Annotated in this window: 15 protein-coding genes and 2 tRNA genes; 5 read left to right on the top strand and 12 right to left on the bottom strand. The window is 59.5% G+C overall.

The features are described from left to right. Positions 1-46 precede the first annotated feature (46 nt). On the bottom strand, positions 47-904 hold the full coding sequence (locus HRH33_RS17155) for a LysR substrate-binding domain-containing protein (protein WP_040268766.1): 858 nt from the start codon (positions 902-904) through the stop codon (positions 47-49). A gap of 110 nt (positions 905-1,014) precedes the next feature. Between HRH33_RS17155 and HRH33_RS17160 the strand changes: the two genes are divergently transcribed. The 3 genes from HRH33_RS17160 (at position 1,015) to HRH33_RS17170 (ending at position 3,641) form a co-directional block, all read left to right on the top strand. Then, complete coding sequence (locus tag HRH33_RS17160; RefSeq protein ID WP_167417734.1) at positions 1,015-2,145, top strand: 2-aminoethylphosphonate--pyruvate transaminase; 1,131 nt, start codon at positions 1,015-1,017, stop codon at positions 2,143-2,145. After that, a complete protein-coding gene (phnX, locus tag HRH33_RS17165) occupies positions 2,142-2,969 on the top strand; it encodes a phosphonoacetaldehyde hydrolase (protein WP_167417733.1) in 828 nt (275 codons plus the stop codon). Before HRH33_RS17160 ends, phnX begins: the two co-directional genes overlap by 4 nt. Before the next feature lie 114 nt (positions 2,970-3,083). Beyond that, the gene (locus tag HRH33_RS17170; RefSeq protein ID WP_167417732.1) at positions 3,084-3,641 is read left to right on the top strand and encodes a cytochrome b; all 558 of its coding nucleotides are present in this window, start codon (positions 3,084-3,086) and stop codon (positions 3,639-3,641) included. Here the strand turns inward: HRH33_RS17170 and HRH33_RS17175 are convergent. Next, on the bottom strand, positions 3,631-4,521 hold the full coding sequence (locus HRH33_RS17175; protein ID WP_167417731.1) for a 1-aminocyclopropane-1-carboxylate deaminase/D-cysteine desulfhydrase: 891 nt from the start codon (positions 4,519-4,521) through the stop codon (positions 3,631-3,633). The genes HRH33_RS17170 and HRH33_RS17175 overlap by 11 nt on opposite strands. Positions 4,522-4,578: 57 nt before the next feature. Continuing rightward, positions 4,579-6,618 (bottom strand): NADPH-dependent 2,4-dienoyl-CoA reductase, encoded by a 2,040-nt coding sequence (locus tag HRH33_RS17180; protein ID WP_173603532.1) that lies wholly within the window; start codon positions 6,616-6,618, stop codon positions 4,579-4,581. 211 nt (positions 6,619-6,829) lie between these two features. On the opposite strand from HRH33_RS17180, the gene HRH33_RS17185 reads away from it, so the two are divergent. Both HRH33_RS17185 and HRH33_RS17190 read left to right on the top strand, forming a co-directional pair. Further along, positions 6,830-7,960, top strand: coding sequence for a carbon-nitrogen hydrolase family protein (locus tag HRH33_RS17185; protein WP_094066506.1), 1,131 nt, complete (start codon positions 6,830-6,832; stop codon positions 7,958-7,960). 4 nt (positions 7,961-7,964) lie between these two features. After that, on the top strand, positions 7,965-8,999 hold the full coding sequence (locus HRH33_RS17190; protein WP_123479680.1) for an AraC family transcriptional regulator: 1,035 nt from the start codon (positions 7,965-7,967) through the stop codon (positions 8,997-8,999). A gap of 313 nt (positions 9,000-9,312) precedes the next feature. On the opposite strand, the gene HRH33_RS17195 is transcribed toward HRH33_RS17190, so the two are convergent. From HRH33_RS17195 to HRH33_RS17235, 9 genes are all read right to left on the bottom strand, one after another. Further along, positions 9,313-10,125, bottom strand: a complete 813-nt coding sequence (locus HRH33_RS17195) for a DUF2242 domain-containing protein (RefSeq protein ID WP_167417729.1) — start codon at positions 10,123-10,125, stop codon at positions 9,313-9,315. Positions 10,126-10,293: 168 nt separating this feature from the next. Continuing rightward, complete coding sequence (locus HRH33_RS17200; protein ID WP_167417728.1) at positions 10,294-12,168, bottom strand: SurA N-terminal domain-containing protein; 1,875 nt, start codon at positions 12,166-12,168, stop codon at positions 10,294-10,296. Positions 12,169-12,398: 230 nt separating this feature from the next. Next, positions 12,399-12,686 (bottom strand): HU family DNA-binding protein, encoded by a 288-nt coding sequence (locus tag HRH33_RS17205; protein ID WP_221034285.1) that lies wholly within the window; start codon positions 12,684-12,686, stop codon positions 12,399-12,401. Positions 12,687-12,819: 133 nt separating this feature from the next. Beyond that, positions 12,820-15,216 carry an endopeptidase La gene (gene lon / locus HRH33_RS17210; RefSeq protein ID WP_034138642.1) on the bottom strand — a complete coding sequence of 799 codons (2,397 nt, stop codon included), beginning with the start codon at positions 15,214-15,216 and terminating at the stop codon, positions 12,820-12,822. 161 nt (positions 15,217-15,377) lie between these two features. Beyond that, on the bottom strand, positions 15,378-16,661 hold the full coding sequence (gene clpX / locus HRH33_RS17215) for an ATP-dependent Clp protease ATP-binding subunit ClpX (protein WP_034098852.1): 1,284 nt from the start codon (positions 16,659-16,661) through the stop codon (positions 15,378-15,380). Positions 16,662-16,773: 112 nt separating this feature from the next. Beyond that, positions 16,774-17,409 (bottom strand): ATP-dependent Clp endopeptidase proteolytic subunit ClpP, encoded by a 636-nt coding sequence (clpP, locus tag HRH33_RS17220; protein ID WP_034098854.1) that lies wholly within the window; start codon positions 17,407-17,409, stop codon positions 16,774-16,776. Between the two features lie 91 nt (positions 17,410-17,500). After that, positions 17,501-18,811 (bottom strand): trigger factor, encoded by a 1,311-nt coding sequence (tig, locus tag HRH33_RS17225; RefSeq protein ID WP_034138643.1) that lies wholly within the window; start codon positions 18,809-18,811, stop codon positions 17,501-17,503. A gap of 326 nt (positions 18,812-19,137) precedes the next feature. Then, positions 19,138-19,213, bottom strand: a tRNA-His gene (locus HRH33_RS17230). Between the two features lie 77 nt (positions 19,214-19,290). After that, positions 19,291-19,375, bottom strand: a tRNA-Leu gene (locus HRH33_RS17235). Between the last annotated feature and the right edge of the window lie 43 nt (positions 19,376-19,418).

Raw genomic sequence — 19,418 nt, forward strand, 5'->3', positions numbered from 1 at the left:
GGGCAGAGTTTATAGCGCGAGAACGCATCGTTCCACCAAAAAACCGTCACGGCGCCAGCTCGAAAAACGCTTGGATCAGGCGCAGGGAACGACGTCGCTCCATGCAACCGAGGCTGTGCCGGTTCAGTAGCCCGGCGCCGCGGATCGGCACCGCCCGCACCCGCGGGTCCTGGCTGACCTCCATCGACGACACCACGCCGACGCCCAATTGCGCGGCGACCGCCTCGGTCACCGCCTCACGGCTATCCAGTTCCAGCAGCACCTTGGGCTGCACAGCGGCGGCTTGGCAGGCGGCATCAAAGGTGCGGCGGGTGATCGAACTGGGCTCGCGCAGCACCATGATCACCTCATCGAGTTGCTTCAGCTCGATGCCGTTGGGCAGTTCCGTCCACGGGTGGTTGGACGGGACCAAGGCGCAGATATGCGATTCGCCCAAGGGCTGCAAATGCACGCCATGGCGGGGTTCCACCTCGGTCAGCACCGCCACATCGGCATGCTCGGCCAACAGCGCGGCCAAGGTCTCCTGAGCATTGCCCAGCCGCAGGTTGACGGTGATGCCCGGGTACCGCGCGCGCAGGCTGGCAATCATCGGCATGACCAGGTGCGGACCGTCCGCCGCCACTTCCAGGCGCCCGCTGAGTAACTGGCGATTGGCTTCGAGCAGGGCCTGGGCCTCGTCCACCAGACCGAAGATCGCCCGGGTGATCGCCGCCAGCCGCGCGCCCTCCTCGGTCAACTCGACCCGCCGCGCCGTGCGGCGCAACAGCGGAATCTGGTAGTGCTCCTCCAGGGCCTTGATATGCCCGGTTACCGCTGGCTGGCTGATAAACAGCCGCGCCGCCGCACGGGTAAAACTGCCCTCGCGGGCCACGGCATCGAATGCACGCAGTTGAAACAGGTTCATGCTTATCGGCCTCGCTGATAGCTCGCATAACAATAAACAATTTGATTGATATCACGCCAAACCGCAACGTAAGCGCCGTAGATTCAACTCAACGCTGAAGAGAACCCACGATGCTCCTTACCGCGCCGATGCTGTTGACCCCAGGCCCCCTGACCACGTCTGCCCGCACCCGCCAGGCCATGCTGGTGGACTGGGGTTCCTGGGATGAGCGCTTCAACCAACTCACCGCCAGCGTCCGCGCGCAGTTGCTGGCAATCATTCATGGCGCCGACAGCCACCACTGCGTGCCCTTGCAGGGCAGCGGCACCTTCGCCGTCGAGGCAGCAATCGGCACTTTGGTGCCACGGGATGGCAAGGTGCTGGTGCTGGTCAACGGCGCCTACGGCAAACGCCTGGCGAAGATATGCGAAGTGCTCGGCCGTGCATTCAGCACCTTTGCAACCGCCGAGGACGAACCCACCACCGCCGCCGATGTGGACCGCCTGCTGCACGCCGATCCGTCGATTAGCCATGTCGCGCTGATCCATTGCGAAACCAGCACCGGCATTCTCAACCCGCTGCCGGCCATCGCCCAGGTGGTAAAAAGCCACGGCAAGCGCTTGATCGTCGACGCCATGAGTTCCTTCGGTGCGCTGCCGATCGATGCCCGCGAAGTGCCGTTCGACGCGCTGATAGCGGCCTCAGGCAAGTGCCTGGAAGGCGTGCCGGGCATGGGTTTTGTCTTTGTCGATAAACAGGCGCTGGCCGCTGCTCAAGGCAACTGCCACTCCCTGGCGATGGACCTTTTCGAGCAGCATCGTTACATGGCCGAAACCGGCCAATGGCGCTTCACCCCGCCCACCCATGTGGTGGCGGCCCTGCACGAAGCGCTGCTGCAATACCACGAAGAAGGCGGCCAGCCCGCGCGCCATCAGCGCTACGCGCACAATTGTCAGACGCTGCTTGAGGGCATGGCCGAGCTGGGCCTGCGCAGCTTCCTACCGGCGGCGATCCAAGCACCGATCATCGTCACCTTCCACGCCCCGCAACACCCGCGCTACCAGTTCAAGGAGTTCTACGAACGGGTCAAGGCCAAGGGTTTCATCCTCTACCCCGGCAAATTGACCCAGGTGGAGACCTTTCGCGTCGGCTGCATCGGCCATGTCGACGCTACCGACATGCGCGCCGCCGTAACCGCCATCGCGCAGGTATTGCGCGCCATGGACATCCCTCTTCTCTCTGCGTCCGGAGTACCCGCATGAACTATCAAAACCCCACCAAGCTCCAGGCCGCGATCCTGGATTGGGCCGGCACCGTGGTCGACTTTGGCTCCTTCGCGCCCACGCAGATTTTTGTCGAGGCCTTCGCCGAGTTCGGCGTGCAGGTATCCATCGACGAAGCCCGGGGCCCGATGGGCATGGGCAAGTGGGACCATATCCGCACCCTGTGCAATCAGCCGCAGGTGGCCGAGCGCTACCGCCAGGCATTCGGGCGCACGCCCTCCGATGACGACGTGACGGCCATTTACAAGCGCTTTATGCCCCTGCAGATCGAGAAGATCGCCGAGCATTCGGCGCTGATCCCCGGCGCGCTCGACACCATCGCCACATTGCGTGCCCAGAACATCAAGATCGGCTCTTGCTCCGGCTACCCCAAGCAGGTGATGGACAAAGTGGTCGCCCTGGCCGCGCGCAACGGCTACGTCGCCGACCATGTGGTCGCCACTGACGAAGTACCCAATGGCCGTCCATGGCCCGCCCAGGCTCTGGCGAATGTGATCGCCCTGGGCATTGACGACGTGGCAGCGTGCGTAAAAGTCGACGACACCGTACCGGGCATTCTCGAAGGCCGCCGCGCCGGCATGTGGACCGTGGCGCTGACCTGCTCCGGCAATGCGCTGGGGCTGACCTATGCGCAATTTCGCGCCCTCGACGCCGCCACGCTGGTCAGCGAACGCAGGCGAATCGAAGCGATGTTCGAAGGCTCGCGGCCCCACTACCTGATCGACACTATTAACGAGCTGCCGGCGGTCATCGCCGACATCAACCAACGCCTGGCCCGCGGCGAAATACCGCAAAGCCACTGATTGAGGTCAAAACAACGGCCATCGCAGCGGGCAAATCGTTGGAAACAGGCTTACAGTAGAAATACTTCGTCACAAAAGAACGAAGGCATGCCCTGACCAATGAGGATCCCAGCGATGCCGTGGAAAAATTCCGATACGCGCTACAGCAGCATGTCGATTGCGCTGCACTGGTTGATGGTGGTGCTGCTGGCGGTGGTTTACGCCTGCATTGAGCTACGCGGGCAGTTCCCCAAGGGCAGCGGCGCACGCACGTTGATCGTGGAAATGCACTTTATGTTCGGCCTCACCGTGTTCGTGCTGGTGTGGCTGCGCCTGTTCGCCCGGAGCCTGGGGGTCGCGCCAAAGATCATCCCCACCCCGCCGCCATGGCAGAGCCTGCTGGCCACACTGATGCACTGGGCGCTGTACGCCTTGATGATCGGCATGCCGATTGCCGGTTGGCTGATCGTCAGCGCCGAAGGGCATTCAGTGATGTTCTATGGTCTTGAGCTGCCACCGCTGATCGCTGAAAACAAGGCGCTGGCCAAAGAGATCGAAGGTTGGCATGTGCTGTTCGGCAAAATCGGCTACTGGCTGATCGGCCTGCATGCGCTGGCGGGAATCGTGCACCACTATGTGATTCGCGATAACACCGCGCTGCGGATGATGCCGGGTAAGCGCGCTAACCTGTGAACCCGCGACGGCCCTGCAAGCCACCGGTGTGCACAAAGATCAGACGCGTGCCGGGCGAGAACCGCCCGGCCTCGATCTGCTGCTTTAACGCCAACAGCGCCTTGCCGGTATAGAGCGGCTCCAACGGCAGGCCAGTGGCCCGTTCGGTGGTTTGCATAAAGTCCAGCAATGCCGCGTCGACCTTGGCAAACCCACCGCGGCTGGCCGCCAGCAATTCGTAGCCACCGGCCACAATCGCCCCCACATTCTGGGCCACGCCGTGATCATCCGGCACCGCCATCGCACCGTACACCGGGTGCGCGCCCGCTTCCGCCAGGGCCAAACCTGCTAGGGTCGTCCCCGTGCCGGCGGCCAGCCACCAAGCGTCGTAAGCGTTCCAACCCAGCTTGCTCAATTGCCCACGGACCTGTTCCACCAGCACCGCGCAACCCAGCGCACCGGGAAGCCCGCCGCCGCCTTCGGGCACCGGATACAACTGCGGGTATTGCTCACGCCACGGCAACCAGAAGTCCGCCCCGTGACGCGCGCGATAGCCGGCGTAGCCTAGCCAATGCAGGTGCATGCCAAAGGCTTTCAGGTCGAGGACGGTGGGGGTGTCTTGAGGATGGCCGCGCAACAGGCCGACAGTGGCGAAACCAAAGCGCTCACCCGCTGCCGCCAAGGCATGCAAATGGTTGGAGTAAGCCCCGCCCAGGCTGATGATGCCATGGGCACCGGCCTGCTCTGCCTGCCTCAAATGCTCGGTGAGTTTGAACCACTTGTTGCCGCTGATCAGGGGGTCTATACGGTCCAGGCGCAGCACAGCCAGCTCGATGCCGTTCAGCCAATCGAGGTGCAATGGTTCAAGGGGAGCGATGGGAAGCCAATCGAAGGGGCCCATGGGGGTGGATCTGCCTGGAAAACGGGGCGGTAGTCTAGCACCGCCCCGCTCAAGGTCTTACAGCTCGGCGGCGAGGCGCGAGCCTTGGTTGATAGCGCGCTTGGCGTCCAGCTCGGCCGCCACGTCCGCGCCGCCGATCAGGTGCACGTTCTGCCCTGCGGCGACCAGGCCGTCGTGCAAGTCGCGCAGCGGGTCCTGCCCGGCGCAGATCACAACGTTGTCCACTGCCAATAACTGCGGCTCGCCCTCGGCGCCGATACGGATATGCAGGCCTTGGTCATCGATCTTCAGGTACTCGACGCTGTTAAGCATCTGCACCTGCTTGTTCTTCAAGCCGGTGCGGTGGATCCAACCAGTGGTCTTGCCCAGGCCATCGCCGACCTTGGAAGCCTTGCGTTGCAGCAGGAACACTTCTCGCGCCGGCGCATGGGGCTGGGGCTTGATACCGGCCACACCGCCACGGGCCTGCAGTTGGGTGTCGATACCCCATTCCTTCCAGAACGCCTCACGGTCCAGGCTGGTGGACACGCCCTGATGCACTAGGAACTCCGATACGTCGAAGCCAATGCCGCCGGCGCCGATCACCGCCACGCGCTGGCCGACCGGCTGGCGTTCGAGGATCACGTCCAGGTAGCTCAGCACCTTGGGGTTGTCGATCCCTGGGATAGCCGGGGTGCGCGGCGCAATGCCGGTGGCCAGGATGATTTCGTCATAACCGCCGGCCGCCAGTTGCGCCACGTCCACGCGGGTATTGAGGCACACCTCGACATGGGTGGTCTGCAATTTGCGTTTGAAGTAGCGCAGGGTTTCGAAGAATTCTTCTTTGCCTGGCACGCGTTTGGCGATATTGAACTGACCGCCGATCTCGCTGGCGGCATCGAACAGGGTCACTTGGTGCCCACGCTCGGCGGCCACCGTCGCCGCCGCCAGACCCGCGGGGCCGGCACCGACCACGGCAATTTTCTTGATCTGTTTGACCGGCAGGTAGTTAAGCTCGGTTTCGTAACACGCACGGGGGTTGACCAGGCAGGTGGTCAGCTTGCCGCCGAAGGTGTGATCCAGGCACGCCTGGTTGCAGCCGATGCAGGTGTTGATCTCATCGGCACGCCCGGCGGCCGCCTTGTTGACGAACTCGGGGTCGGCAAGGAACGGCCGCGCCATCGACACCATGTCGGCATCGCCTTCGGCCAGGATGCGCTCGGCAATCTCCGGGGTATTGATGCGGTTGGTGGTGATCAGCGGGATCTGTACCGCGCCGCGCAACTTGGCGGTGACTTTGCTGAACGCGCCACGCGGCACTTTAGTGGCAATGGTCGGGATGCGTGCTTCGTGCCAGCCGATACCGGTGTTGATGATGGTCGCACCGGCCTGCTCGATGGCCTTGGCCAGTTGCACGATTTCTTCCCAGGTGCTGCCACCTTCCACCAGGTCGAGCATCGACAGGCGGAAGATAATAATGTAATTCGGACCCACCGCTTCGCGCACACGACGCACGATTTCCACGGCCAGGCGCATGCGGTTCTCGTAGCTGCCGCCCCAACGGTCGGTGCGGTGGTTGGTGTGCGCGGCGAGGAACTGGTTAATGAAGTAGCCTTCAGAGCCCATGATTTCTACGCCATCGTACTCGGCGACCTGAGCCAGCCGCGAGCAAGTGACGAAATCCTGGATCTGTTTTTCGATGCCTTCCTCGTCCAACTCCTTGGGCTTGAACGGGTTGATCGGCGCCTGGATCGCGCTCGGTGCCACTTGCTTGGGACTGTAGGCATACCGCCCGGCGTGGAGGATCTGCATGCAGATCTTACCGCCCGCCGCATGCACCGCTTGGGTCACGATTTTGTGCTTCTGGGCTTCTTCCTCGGTGGTCAACTTGGCCGCGCCGGCGTACACACCGCCCTCATCGTTGGGGCCAATACCGCCGGTGACCATCAAACCCACGCCACCCCGAGCGCGCTCGGCGAAATAGGCGGCCATGCGCTCGAAACCGCCGGGTTTTTCTTCCAGGCCGGTGTGCATCGACCCCATCAGGGTACGGTTGCGCAAAGTGGTAAAGCCCAGGTCCAACGGGGCCAGCAGATGCGGGTAAGCAGCGGCGGTCATGGTACAGCTCCACGGCAGGTCATCACGGGACGTGGCCGGCTCGAATGGCCAACCATCGGTTTATGCCCCACAGACTAAGAGGCGGTTACCGACTGCTCAATGACTGAAACTGACAAGTTATTGATCCAAATGTACAGCGCCCCTTGGCAAGCCAAGGCATGGGCCCTACCCTAGACGCCGAACCCAGCACCCGGTCTGTTGTCTGTTGCCCATGCGTAAACTTCTAGCGTTCACCGTCACCCTGGCCCTGGTTGCCGCCGTCACCGCGTATCTGGTCTGGACCCAGGAGCGCCCTGTGGCGCATTACCTGTCGGACCTGCGCATCACCCTGGCCGTCAACGAAGGCGTACCAGCCGACAGAGGCAACCTACTAGGCATCCAGCCGGAGCTGTTTCCCGCCGACTACCAGAGCCTGGAACGCCTGCACCTGAAACTCGCCGCGTATCTGCAAAACGCCCGCGACCAAGGCTTGATCAACGACAAGACCATTGTGGTGCTGCCCGAACACATCGGCACCTGGCTGATGCTCACCGGCGAAAAGAACGAGGTCTATCAAGCGCTGCACCTCAAGGAGGCTATGAACTGGCTATCGATCAGCAACCCGGTGCAGTTCCTGCGCGCCTGGATCAGCGCCACCGGCGCCGACCGCATGGACGACGCCTACCTGCGCATGAAAGCGCCCGCCATGGCTCGCGACTATCAGGTACTGTTCGGCGGGCTGGCCAAAGAGTTCGGCGTGACCCTGGTGGCCGGCTCCATCGCCCTGCCCAACCCGAGCATCAGCCAACGGCAACTGCAGATCGGCCACGGCGCCCTGTACAACGCCAGCGTGGTATTCGCTGCCGACGGCTTGCCCATCGGCGATCCCCAGCGTCAGCTCTACCCGATCTACGACGAGCGCGAATTTATCCAGCCAGGTGACGAAAACGTAGTCAATGTGGTGGACACGCCGGCGGGTCGCCTGGGCATATTGGTGGGCAGCGACAGCTGGTACCCGGACAATTACCGCAAACTCAACGACAGCGGCGCCCAGTTGATCGCCGTGCCGGCATTCGTGCTCGGCCGCGAGACCTGGGACCGGCCATGGCGCGGCTTCAAGAGCGTTTCCACGCCGCCGGAAGTCAGCCTCAAGCCCGAGGAACTCAGTGAGGGCGAGGCTTGGCGCCGGCTCACGCTGATCAGCCAGCAACCCGTCAGCCAGGCCAGCGCCGGCATGAGCGTGTTTCTACGCGGGCAGTTCTGGGACCTGGGCACTGCGGGGCACAGCTTCCTCAGCAGCAACGGGCAGATCAGCGCCGATGGCGACGCCCGTGGCGCGCGCATGCTGAATATCTGGCTGTAACGCTGTGAAACCAGTGCGTCTGGGGGACTTGTCGGTGGGCTTCGTGCACACCTTGGCCGACGCGGTGCACAGCCATGGCCTGGACCCGCAACCCCTGCTGCTGCAATACGGCCTCGACCCGGCGCGATTGGCCGAAGCCGGCGCGCGGTTGTCGATCCCCCGCTATATGCGACTGGGCCACGCCGCCATACAGCTCACCGGCGACCCTGCCCTGGGCCTGCGCATGGGCCAGCTCAGCCGTCTGAGCCAGGCTGGACTAGCCGGTGTAACCGCCGCTCAAGCGCCTACCGTACGCGAGGCCGCACGCACGCTGACGCGCTTTGAGCCGCTGTACGGCTCCAACTACCGCGGGCAATCGAGCTTTCACGAGGACGCCCAAGGCGCTTGGCTGCGCTTCTACTCCATCAGCCCGTATAACGCCTACAACCGCTTTGTGGTCGACTCGATCATTGCTGGCTGGCTGCATCAATTGTCCAGCCTGGCCCAGCAACCGGTGCAGGCCCAGCGGATCGAGATCGAATTTCAAGCCCCCGACTACAGCGAACGCTATAGCCTGCTGGGCGATAGCCCTGTGCAATTCGGTGCTGATCTGAACCAACTGCGTCTGAGCCAAGCCACCCTGGCCCTGCGCAACCCGCAACATTGCCCAAGTACCTGGCACCTGTTGCTGCAATTGTGCGAACGGGAGTTGGAGCAGTTGACCCGCACTCGCAGCCTGAGCGAGCGCATTACCCGTTTGCTCGGGCCGATGCTCAATGGCGGTCGGGAACCCGACCTGGAAGAAGTGGCGGCACGCTTGAAGCTGCCGACCTGGACCCTGCGACGCAAACTGGCGGAAGAAGGCACCCAGTTTCGCGCAATTCTCAATGACACCCGCCGCGACCTGGCCATGACCTATATCCGCGATACGGAACTGGCCTTCGGCGAAATCGCCTACTTGCTCGGGTTTGCCTCAGCCCAGGCCTTTCAACGCGCGTTCAGGCGATGGAACAACCAGACCCCAGGGGAGTTTCGCCGCAGTCAGCGGCATTCCGCCTAAGGTCGGTGTTACAGCTCGGTGGCATCGTCGGCCGGATCCAAAGGGTCCAGTTCAAACGCCTGATACTCCAACAGCTCTTCTTGATAATCGTCCATGGTGTGCTCCCTGTTTTGGATGAGAAAAGCCGGTGTAGAGCGGCCTTAGCAAATGACCCGCATATTCAGCCTAAAGTGCCGTGATGACGAAAAAAAGTCAGCGCCATGACGTTTCTGCACTTGAGGATTAAACGTAGCAGCAGGTCGGTGATTTAGCCCAGGGAGGCAGTGGAGGCACTCGCCGCTACGGGATCAGCGTCGATCCCGTAGCGTGTTGATTACTGTGCAGGCGTAGGCAGCGGGGGAATGGCTTCTGTCGGCGCGGGCAGGTCGGGATTGGTCGGCGCGGGAGCCGGCGTAGGTTCTGGCGCGGGGACTGCTTCGGGCGCCGCCTGAGGCGCAATCGGCGCGGGTTCTACCGGTGGAGCGAGCGGTTGCGAGGCGGCAGGCTCAGCTGGCTGTTCCTTGGGCGCCTCGACTTTCTCGGCGGCCGGCTCGGTTTTAGGCTCTGGCACCCCCAGTTCAGCCTTCGGCTTCTCCGGAATATGCTCGGCCTTCTTCACTTCCTGGGGCAGGAACACGTCCACCAGCGCAAAGTAGCGCTCATAGAACTTGGGCGCGGACACCGTTTCACTGGCGACCTTGACCATGGAGTCATCGGTGGAGCCGATCGGCATCGACACCGAACCCAGCACCCCCACTCCCAGGCTCGCCGAGTTGTTGACCTTCTTCAGCGCGTAGCGGTCCTGCAAGGCGTTGGCAAACATCGTTGAATGTTTCTTGCCTTTGCCGTCGTCGGCACACACCACGTTGAAACTGATCTGCAAATGGGTTTCGCCACTCTGCTGGAAGCTCTTGTTGCCCACCACCAGTTTTGGGTCGCTGCTGGTGATGATGTAGCCCTGGCTCAGCAACGCACGCCGTGCGGCTTCGCACGCCGCCACATCGCTGACCGGGTAGTCCCGGGAAAAGGTGCCGGAATCGTCGAAGTTCTCATGTTCATAAATAGCGGTCTTGGGTGACGAGCAGCCCGCGGCGCCCGCCAACACCAACGCCAACCCGAGGCTGCGCAAGTGAAATGATGTCGACATTGATAATCCTGAGGAAAACGATCTGGGCGGTATTGTGCAACAGAACGAGGGGCAGGCGCGCGTATTCCTGTCGGTAAAACGTCACAGGTTGACTACGCCCCCCTGAACGAACACCCAAGAAAAAGCCCCCGGACTTTTCAGGCCGGGGGCTTTTTGTTCAAGCCGGCATCAGTATTTCTTGATGTCAGCCTTGGTTTCCAACTGTTTACGGTAAGCCGCGAAGTCCTGTTGACCGACACGGGAAGCGAGGAAGCGGCGGTATTGCGCCTTTTCTTCGTCCGATGGGGCAGCTGCTTCGTTGACACCGTTCAACCGCACGATCATCAGACTACCATCGGCCAGGGTCACGGTGGTGAAGGTCGGCTTGTCCTTGGACGCAGGCTTTGGCATGCGGAACAAGGCTTGCAGCACGGCAGGATCAATCCCTTCCTGGCCGCGGGTAGCCGCTTCGGTAACTTTCCACGCCTGACCGTCAATCGGCTGGTTCAACGGGGTCTTGCCATCACGCAGGCTGGCAATCAGCTCGTCGGCATGGGTCTTGGCCGCCGCGCTGGCGCGCTCCTTGGTCATCTGTGCACGGATTGCCGTGGCAACGCTCTCCAGCGGCAATTGCGCAGGTTTGCGGTGCTCCTTGGCACGCAGCACGATGATGGTTTCAGGGTCCAGCTCGATGGCGCTACTGTTAGCGCCTTCATCCAGCACTTCCGGGCTGAATGCGGCGGTCACCACGGCCCTGTTAGCCGCGACCCCTTCACCGCCGTCACGGCCAAATGGCGCCGAGGTATGCACAGTGAGCTTGAGGTCAGACGCCGGCTGAGCCAGGTCGGACGCTTCGAACGCCGCATCCTCCAACTGCTTGGTGGCTTCGACGAAACGCTGCTCGACCTGCTGAGTCTTCAGCTCGCGGGTCAGCTTGTCTTTCAGGCTGGCAAAAGTCGGCACCTCAGGTGCTTCAACCCCCAGCAGCTTGATCAAGTGCCAACCAAAGGTGGTGCGCACCGGTGCCGAGACCTGGTCTTTGCTCAACGCGTACAGGGCGGTTTCGAAATCCGGATCGTAAACGCCAGGGCCGGCGAAACCGAGGTCGCCGCCGTTGCTGGCCGAACCGGGGTCCTGAGAGAACTCCTTGGCCAAGGCTTCGAACTTCTCACCTTTGGCCAGGCGTGCCTGGATTTCTTCGATCTTCGCTTTCGCCTGAGCGTCGGTGACCTTGTCGTTGACTTCAATCAGGATATGCGCGGCACGACGCTGTTCAGCGAGGTTGGCGATTTCCTTTTGATAAGCCGCCTGCAGCTCATCGTCCTTGACGTTGACCTGATCAAAGAAGGACGACTTCTTCAACTCGAGGTAATCGATGACCACTTGGTCAGGGGTCATGAACTCTTTGGCGTGCTGATCGTAGTAGGCCTTGACCTCCTCGTCGGTCAGCTTCACCGCTGCAGGATTGGCCTTGATGTTGACGGTGGCGAAATCGCGGGTCTGTTTCTCCAGACGGGCAAAAGCCAGCACCTCGGCGTCGGTTACGAAACCACTGCCGGCGATACCTGCGCGAACCTGGCCGATAAGCATTTCTTGCGTCAGCATCTGACGGAATTGCAAACGGGTATAGCCCAGTTGACGAATCACCTGATCAAATCGTTCTGGACTGAATTTGCCATCCACCTGGAATTCCGGTGTCTGCAGGATCACCTGATCCAGCGCGGCTTCAGAGAAGCCAAACTTGGAATCGGCGGCACCTTGCAGCAGCAGCTTGCGATCGATAAGACCCTTGAGGGCCGCCTCGCGCAGCAGTTTTTCGTCCAGCAGCGAAGCATCGAAATCTTTGCCCAGCTGTTGCATCAGCTGGCGCCGTTGCATGTCGACGGCCTGGCTCAGTTCGGTCTGGGTGATGGTTTCACCGTTGACCTTGGCCACGTCCTGCTTGGTGTTGGTCGAAGCCTGGAAAATCGCTTCGATACCGGTGAACGCCATCAATGCGACGATGATCCCGATAATGGTCTTGGCAATCCAGCCTTGTGAATTGTCCCTGATATTTTGCAGCATGCGTCCCCCAGAAACGGTTGAACTTCAAAAATTGGCAACCGTGGAGCGTGGGTAGAGTCCGGATAGAAGAAAGGCGCATCCGAGGATGCGCCTTCTCGTAACTGGCGGAGCGGACGGGGGTTTGAACCCACACCCCCGGCGTGGCGACCCAATGGATACGTGGGTCAGCTGCCGCTCCGCTGCCAGGCCAGACCTGCGTCTGACCCGGGTAGGTAAGGCTTGATCGAAACTTAGTTGACGGCTTCTTTCAGGGCTTTACCGGCTTTGAAACCTGGTTTCTTGGCAGCAGCGATTTGCAGTGCTTTGCCAGTCTGTGGGTTGCGGCCAGTGCGAGCTGGGCGGTCAGTCACAGAGAAAGTACCGAAGCCTACCAGTACCACGGAGTCGCCGGCCTTAAGAGCGCCAGTGACGGATTCGATTACTGCATCCAGCGCACGGCCAGCAGCAGCTTTCGGGATATCAGCGGATGCAGCGATAGCATCAATCAGTTCCGACTTGTTCACTCTAAGTCCCCTTATATATCTATTGAGTATGATTCTAAGTTTTTTGGTGAAAGCAAAAACCAGTGCTGAATGGCCTACAGACACTTAAGAGCCGCTTTATAACAAGGGCTCTAAAAAGCTGTCAAGGAAGCCTCCAGGCTTATTCGCATTAATGCGTGCTAATTCTTTCCTTGGAATCAGACTCTCGTTTTTCGTCCTTAGCAACTATCTCCGGGGCCACATCCGGCAAGGGCTCCGGCGCGTATTGCAGCGCAATTTGCAGGACCTCGTCAATCCATTTAACGGGTTTAATCTGAAGATCTTGCTTGATATTGTCAGGAATTTCCTTCAAGTCGCGAACATTCTCTTCAGGAATGATCACTGTCTTGATTCCACCCCGGTGCGCGGCAAGCAATTTCTCTTTCAGACCACCAATGGCCAATACTTGACCACGCAGAGTAATTTCCCCAGTCATGGCTACATCAGCGCGTACCGGAATACCGGTCAATGCCGACACCAGCGCGGTGCACATGCCCACGCCCGCGCTTGGACCATCCTTCGGGGTCGCCCCTTCCGGCATATGGATATGGGTGTCGTGCTTCTCGTGGAAGTCCAAGGGAATCCCCAGGCTCCGAGCGCGACTGCGCACCACGGTCTGCGCGGCGGTGATGGACTCGACCATCACATCCCCCAGGGAACCGGTCTTGATCAACTGGCCCTTGCCAGGAATCACCGCAGCCTCAATGGTCAGCAGCTCACCTCCCACTTGAGTCCACGCCAAACCCGTCACCTGCCCGACCTGATCCTGCTGCTCAGCCAGCCCGTAACGGAATTTGCGCACGCCCAGGAAGTGCTCCAGGGAGTCGGCCGTGACCTTCACCGCGAAGCGTTTTTCCAAAGCATGCTCTTTGACCGCCTTGCGGCAGATCTTCGCGATCTGGCGCTCAAGCCCCCGCACACCGGCCTCGCGGGTGTAGTAACGCACGATGTCGCGAATCGCTTCGACCTCGAACTCAATCTCGCCCTTCTTCAGGCCATTGGCCGATGTCTGCTTGGGCGCGAGGTACTTGACCGCGATGTTGATCTTCTCGTCTTCGGTGTAACCCGGCAGACGAATCACCTCCATCCGATCCAGCAGCGCCGGCGGAATATTCATGGAGTTGGAGGTGCACAGGAACATGACGTCGGATAAGTCGTAATCGACTTCGAGGTAATGGTCGTTGAAATTGTGGTTTTGCTCAGGATCGAGAACCTCGAGCAAGGCCGAGGCCGGATCGCCACGCATGTCGCTGCCCATCTTGTCGATTTCATCGAGCAAGAACAGCGGATTGCGCACGCCGACTTTGGTCATCTTTTGAATCAATCTTCCTGGCATCGAACCGATATAGGTGCGGCGATGGCCACGAATTTCCGCCTCATCCCGCACGCCACCCAGAGCCATACGGACGAATTTACGGTTGGTGGCATTGGCGATGGATTCGGCCAGAGAGGTCTTGCCCACGCCAGGCGGCCCGACCAGGCACAGCACCGGCCCGCGGATTTTCTTCACGCGCTTCTGTACGGCGAGGTATTCAAGGATGCGCTCCTTGACCTCTTCAAGGCCGTAGTGGTCGGCGTCGAGAATGTCTTCGGCGCGGGCCAGGTCCAGGCGCACCTTGGTCTGAGCCTTCCACGGCACCTGCACCAGCCAGTCGATGTAGGAGCGCACCACGGTGGCTTCGGCCGACATCGGCGACATTTGCTTGAGCTTGTTCAGCTCGGCGGTGGCTTTGGTCAATGCATCTTTAGGTAGACCTGCGGCATCGATGCGCTTTTTCAGCTCTTCGATTTCGTTGTGGCCTTCCTCGCTGTCGCCGAGCTCTTTCTGAATGGCCTTCATCTGCTCATTCAGGTAGTACTCACGCTGGCTGCGTTCCATCTGCTTCTTAACGCGGCCACGAATGCGCTTTTCAACCTGCAGCAGGTCGATTTCAGCATCCAACAACGCCAGCACATGCTCGACGCGAGCCGGCAGGTCGATGATTTCGAGGATGTCCTGCTTCTGTTCGATCTTCAGCGCCATATGGGCAGCCATGGTATCGACCAGGCGGCTGGGCTCATCAATGCTATTAAGAGAAGATAGGACTTCAGCCGGGACTTTCTTGCCCAACTGTACATACTGCTCGAATTGCGAGAGCAGACTGCGTACAAACACTTCAGACTCGCGCTCCGGGGCCTCGATCTCATCGATCAACGCCACCTCGGCACGTAGGTGGCCATCCACCTCCATGAAGCGTTCAACCGCGCCGCGTTGCTCGCCTTCCACCAGCACCTTGACGGTGCCATCCGGCAGTTTGAGCAATTGCAGAACAGTAGCAACAGTGCCGACCCGATACAGGGCGTCTTCGCCTGGATCATCATCAGCTGGATTTTTCTGGGCCAACAGCAGGATCTGCTTGTCGCCCGTCATCGCGGCCTCGAGGGCTTCGATAGACTTCTCGCGCCCCACGAACAGCGGGATAACCATGTGCGGATAGACGACAACATCACGCAACGGCAGGAGAGGCAATTCGATGGTGGTCTTCATGATTTCGCCTCTATGACAGTTCAAAAGTAAGCATGAAGCCAAGATGGGGGCTGCATGCAAAAAAAACAAGCTTATTGCCGGCAGTTAAACGCAGTAAGAACCTACAAAAAAACAAAGGGGCCCCTGGAGGCCCCTTTGTCTGTACCGAAACCGCGAAACGCTTACGCGTCTGGCGCAGCCTTGGCAGCCGGCTCACTGTTTTCATAGATATACAGTGGCTTGGACTTACCCTCTATAACGCTTTCGTCGATCACCACTTTACTCACCTCGGACTGCGAGGGGATTTCATACATGGTGTCGAGCAACACACCTTCGAGGATCGAGCGCAAACCGCGCGCACCGGTCTTACGCTCCAGTGCCCGCTTCGCTACAGATTTGAGCGCATCGGTACGGAACTCGAGGTCTACACCTTCCATTTCGAAAAGCTTGGCGTATTGCTTGGTCAGGGCGTTTTTCGGCTCGGTGAGGATCTGAATCAGAGCAGCCTCATCCAGCTCATCCAACGTAGCCAGGACCGGCAGACGGCCGACAAATTCCGGGATCAGACCGAACTTGACCAAATCGTCAGGCTCGACTTCACGCAGGGACTCGCCCACTTTCTTACCTTCTTCCTTGCTGCGCACTTCCGCACTGAAACCGATGCCGCCACGGGTGGAACGGTTTTGAATAACCTTTTCCAGACCGGAGAACGCACCGCCACAGATGAACAGAATATTACGTGTATCAACCTGAAGGAATTCCTGCTGCGGGTGCTTGCGGCCACCTTGCGGCGGTACGGATGCAACCGTGCCTTCAATCAGTTTCAACAGCGCTTGCTGCACACCCTCACCGGACACGTCCCGGGTGATGGACGGGTTGTCGGATTTGCGCGAAATCTTGTCGATTTCGTCGATGTAGACAATACCCATCTGGGCCTTCTCTACATCGTAATCACATTTTTGCAGCAATTTCTGAATGATGTTCTCGACGTCCTCGCCCACGTAGCCAGCCTCGGTGAGGGTGGTCGCGTCAGCGATGGTGAAGGGAACGTTCAGCAGGCGAGCGAGGGTCTCCGCAAGCAGGGTCTTACCCGAACCTGTGGGACCGATCAGCAAGATGTTGCTCTTGCCGAGTTCGACCTCTTCACCTTTCTTGTCACGCTGATTCAAGCGCTTGTAGTGGTTGTACACCGCTACGGCCAGAATCTTCTTGGCGCGCTCTTGACCGATCACATACTGGTCAAGAATGCCGCTGATTTCTTTGGGCGAAGGCAATTTATGCGCGCTGCTTTCGGCCTGGGCTTCCTGCACCTCCTCGCGGATGATGTCATTGCACAGGTCGACGCACTCGTCGCAGATAAAGACCGAGGGGCCGGCAATCAATTTGCGTACTTCATGCTGGCTTTTGCCACAGAAGGAGCAATAGAGCAGCTTGCCGTTGTCCTCGCCGTTGCGGGTGTCAGTCATTCGTTCGATCCAAATCCGATAGGCTTGCAACACAAGATGAAGGCTTATGCGGGCTTTTTCAAGCCCGCCGATGATCGGCTACGCCGACCCACCTTATTTTGAGCGGCTTATATTATGCGGGGCGGTGGTCAATCACTGCGTCGATCAACCCGTATTCACGCGCCATTTCCGCACTCATGAAATTGTCACGGTTGGTATCACGCTCGATTTCTTCCAGCGTGCGACCACTGTGCTTGGCCATCAGCGTATTCAAACGCTCGCGGATGAAGAGGATTTCCTTGGCGTGGATCTCGATATCCGACGCCTGACCCTGGAAACCACCCAATGGCTGGTGAATCATCACGCGGGAGTTCGGCAGACAGAAACGCTTGCCCGGAGCACCCGCAGTCAGCAGGAATGCGCCCATGCTGCACGCCTGGCCGATACAAGTGGTCGACACGTTTGGCTTGATGAACTGCATGGTGTCGTAGATCGACATGCCCGCAGTCACCGAACCACCCGGCGAGTTGATGTAAAGATGGATGTCCTTGTCCGGGTTTTCCGCTTCAAGGAACAGCAGTTGCGCGCAAATCAGGTTGGCCATGTAGTCCTCTACCGGACCAACCAGAAAGATCACTCGCTCCTTGAGCAGGCGCGAGTAGATGTCGTAGGCGCGTTCGCCACGAGCGGACTGCTCGACAACCATCGGGACCAGGCCGCCGGCGGCCTGGATATCAGAGTTCTGCTGAATATAGGAATTACGGAACATGCTCTGCAGTTACTCCCAAATAGTCATGTCTTGAAAACGCATAAGCCAGCGCGAGGCTGGCTTATGGTTGTATTTCCAACGAGTTGGACAATCAGTCGGCTTGTGCTGCTTCCGCCGGTTTGACTGCTTCTTCGTAAGAGACCGCTTTATCGGTCACCTTAGCCTTCTGCAGAACAGTATCCACAACTTGTTCTTCCAGCACAACCGAACGTACTTCGTTCAGTTGCTGGTCGTTCTTGTAGTACCAAGCCACGACCTGCTCAGGCTCCTGGTAGGCCGAAGCCATCTCCTGGATCATTTCACGAACGCGATCTTCGTCAGGCTTGAGGTCAAATTGCTTGACCACTTCAGCCACGATCAAACCCAGCACTACGCGACGCTTGGCTTGCTCTTCGAACAGCTCGGCAGGCAGTTGATCAGGCTTGATGTTGCCACCAAACTGCTGAACCGCTTGAACGCGCAGGCGATCCACTTCATTGGACAGCAGAGCCTTAGGTACTTCGATCGGGTTGGCGGCCAGCAGACCGTCCATGACTTGGTTCTTCACCTTGGACTTGATGGCCTGGCGTAGCTCACGCTCCATGTTCTTGCGAACTTCGGCGCGGAAACCTTCGATGCCGGTTTCTTTAATACCGAACTGAGCGAAGAACTCTTCATTCAGCTCTGGCAGCTTAGGCTCGGAAACGCTGTTGACGGTCACGGTGAACTCGGCGGTTTTACCGGCCAGGTCCAGGTTCTGATAGTCAGCCGGGAAGGTCAGGTTCAAAACGCGCTCTTCGCCGGCTTTAGCGCCAACCAGGCCATCTTCGAAACCAGGGATCATGCGGTTGGAACCCAACACCAGCTGAGTGCCCTTGGCAGAACCGCCAGCGAATACTTCGCCGTCAACCTTGCCAACGAAGTCGATGTTCAGTTGGTCTTCGTTCTGGGCGGCACGCTCGACCACTTCAAAACGGGTGTTCTGCTTGCGCAGGATTTCCAGCATGTTGTCCAGATCGGAATCGGCCACTTCAGCGCTCAGGCGCTCGATAGCGATACCCTCGAAGCCGGCAACTTCGAATTCAGGGAACACTTCGAATACGGCTACGTATTCCAGGTCCTTGCCTGCTTCCAGGGACTTAGGCTCGATCGAAGGCGAGCCGGCTGGGTTCAGCTTTTGCTCGACAACGGCTTCGTAGAAAGAAGCCTGAATGACGTCACCAACAGCTTCCTGACGCGCATCGGCACCAAAACGACGCTTGATTTCGCTCATCGGCACTTTGCCTGGACGGAAACCAGCGATCTTGGCCTTCTGGGCAGTCTGCTGCAGACGCTTGTTGACCGCAGTCTCGATACGCTCTGCCGGCACGGTGATGCTCAGGCGGCGCTCGAGAGCAGTAGTATTTTCAACAGAAACTTGCATGGATATTCCTCGTTGCACAGACGTTAGCCGGCCATTTCCGACCCCAATCAAGGGCATGCATTCTAGTGGGTCAAACTCAAGAAGTCACCCTACTGGAAATATGCTCGCAAACAGCCGGCAATTTATCGGCACGAGAGCACTGCTGCTCCTCGCCCCGCTGACAAATACAGCCAATCATGCCAGGGCTCTGTGCCGCCTCTTCTATATATAGAAGAGGCCATCACTTCCATCCCTGACACTGCGATCCGGTAGCTACGGCCGCCCACGATCCGAACCGCTAAAACCAAAAAAGGCGCCAGACTGTTAAATCTGGCGCCTTTCGAATATGGGGTGGACGAAGGGGATCGAACCCTCGACAACGGGAGTCACAATCCCGTGCTCTACCAACTGAGCTACGCCCACCATATTGCGTTAACAAAGAAACCAAACCACTTCTTTGTTGAGCCCTGCTCGATCTTACGACCGAACAAAGCTTTGATTGGTGCGGATGAAGAGACTCGAACTCTTACGCCTTGCGGCGCTGGAACCTAAATCCAGTGTGTCTACCAATTCCACCACATCCGCGCTTGAAGCTCTTAAAGCAAAGGCGCCAGACTGTAAAATCTGG

Origin of the sequence: Pseudomonas rhodesiae (assembly GCF_013285305.1) — a bacterium.
GTDB classification, from domain to species: Bacteria; Pseudomonadota; Gammaproteobacteria; order Pseudomonadales; family Pseudomonadaceae; genus Aquipseudomonas; species Aquipseudomonas rhodesiae.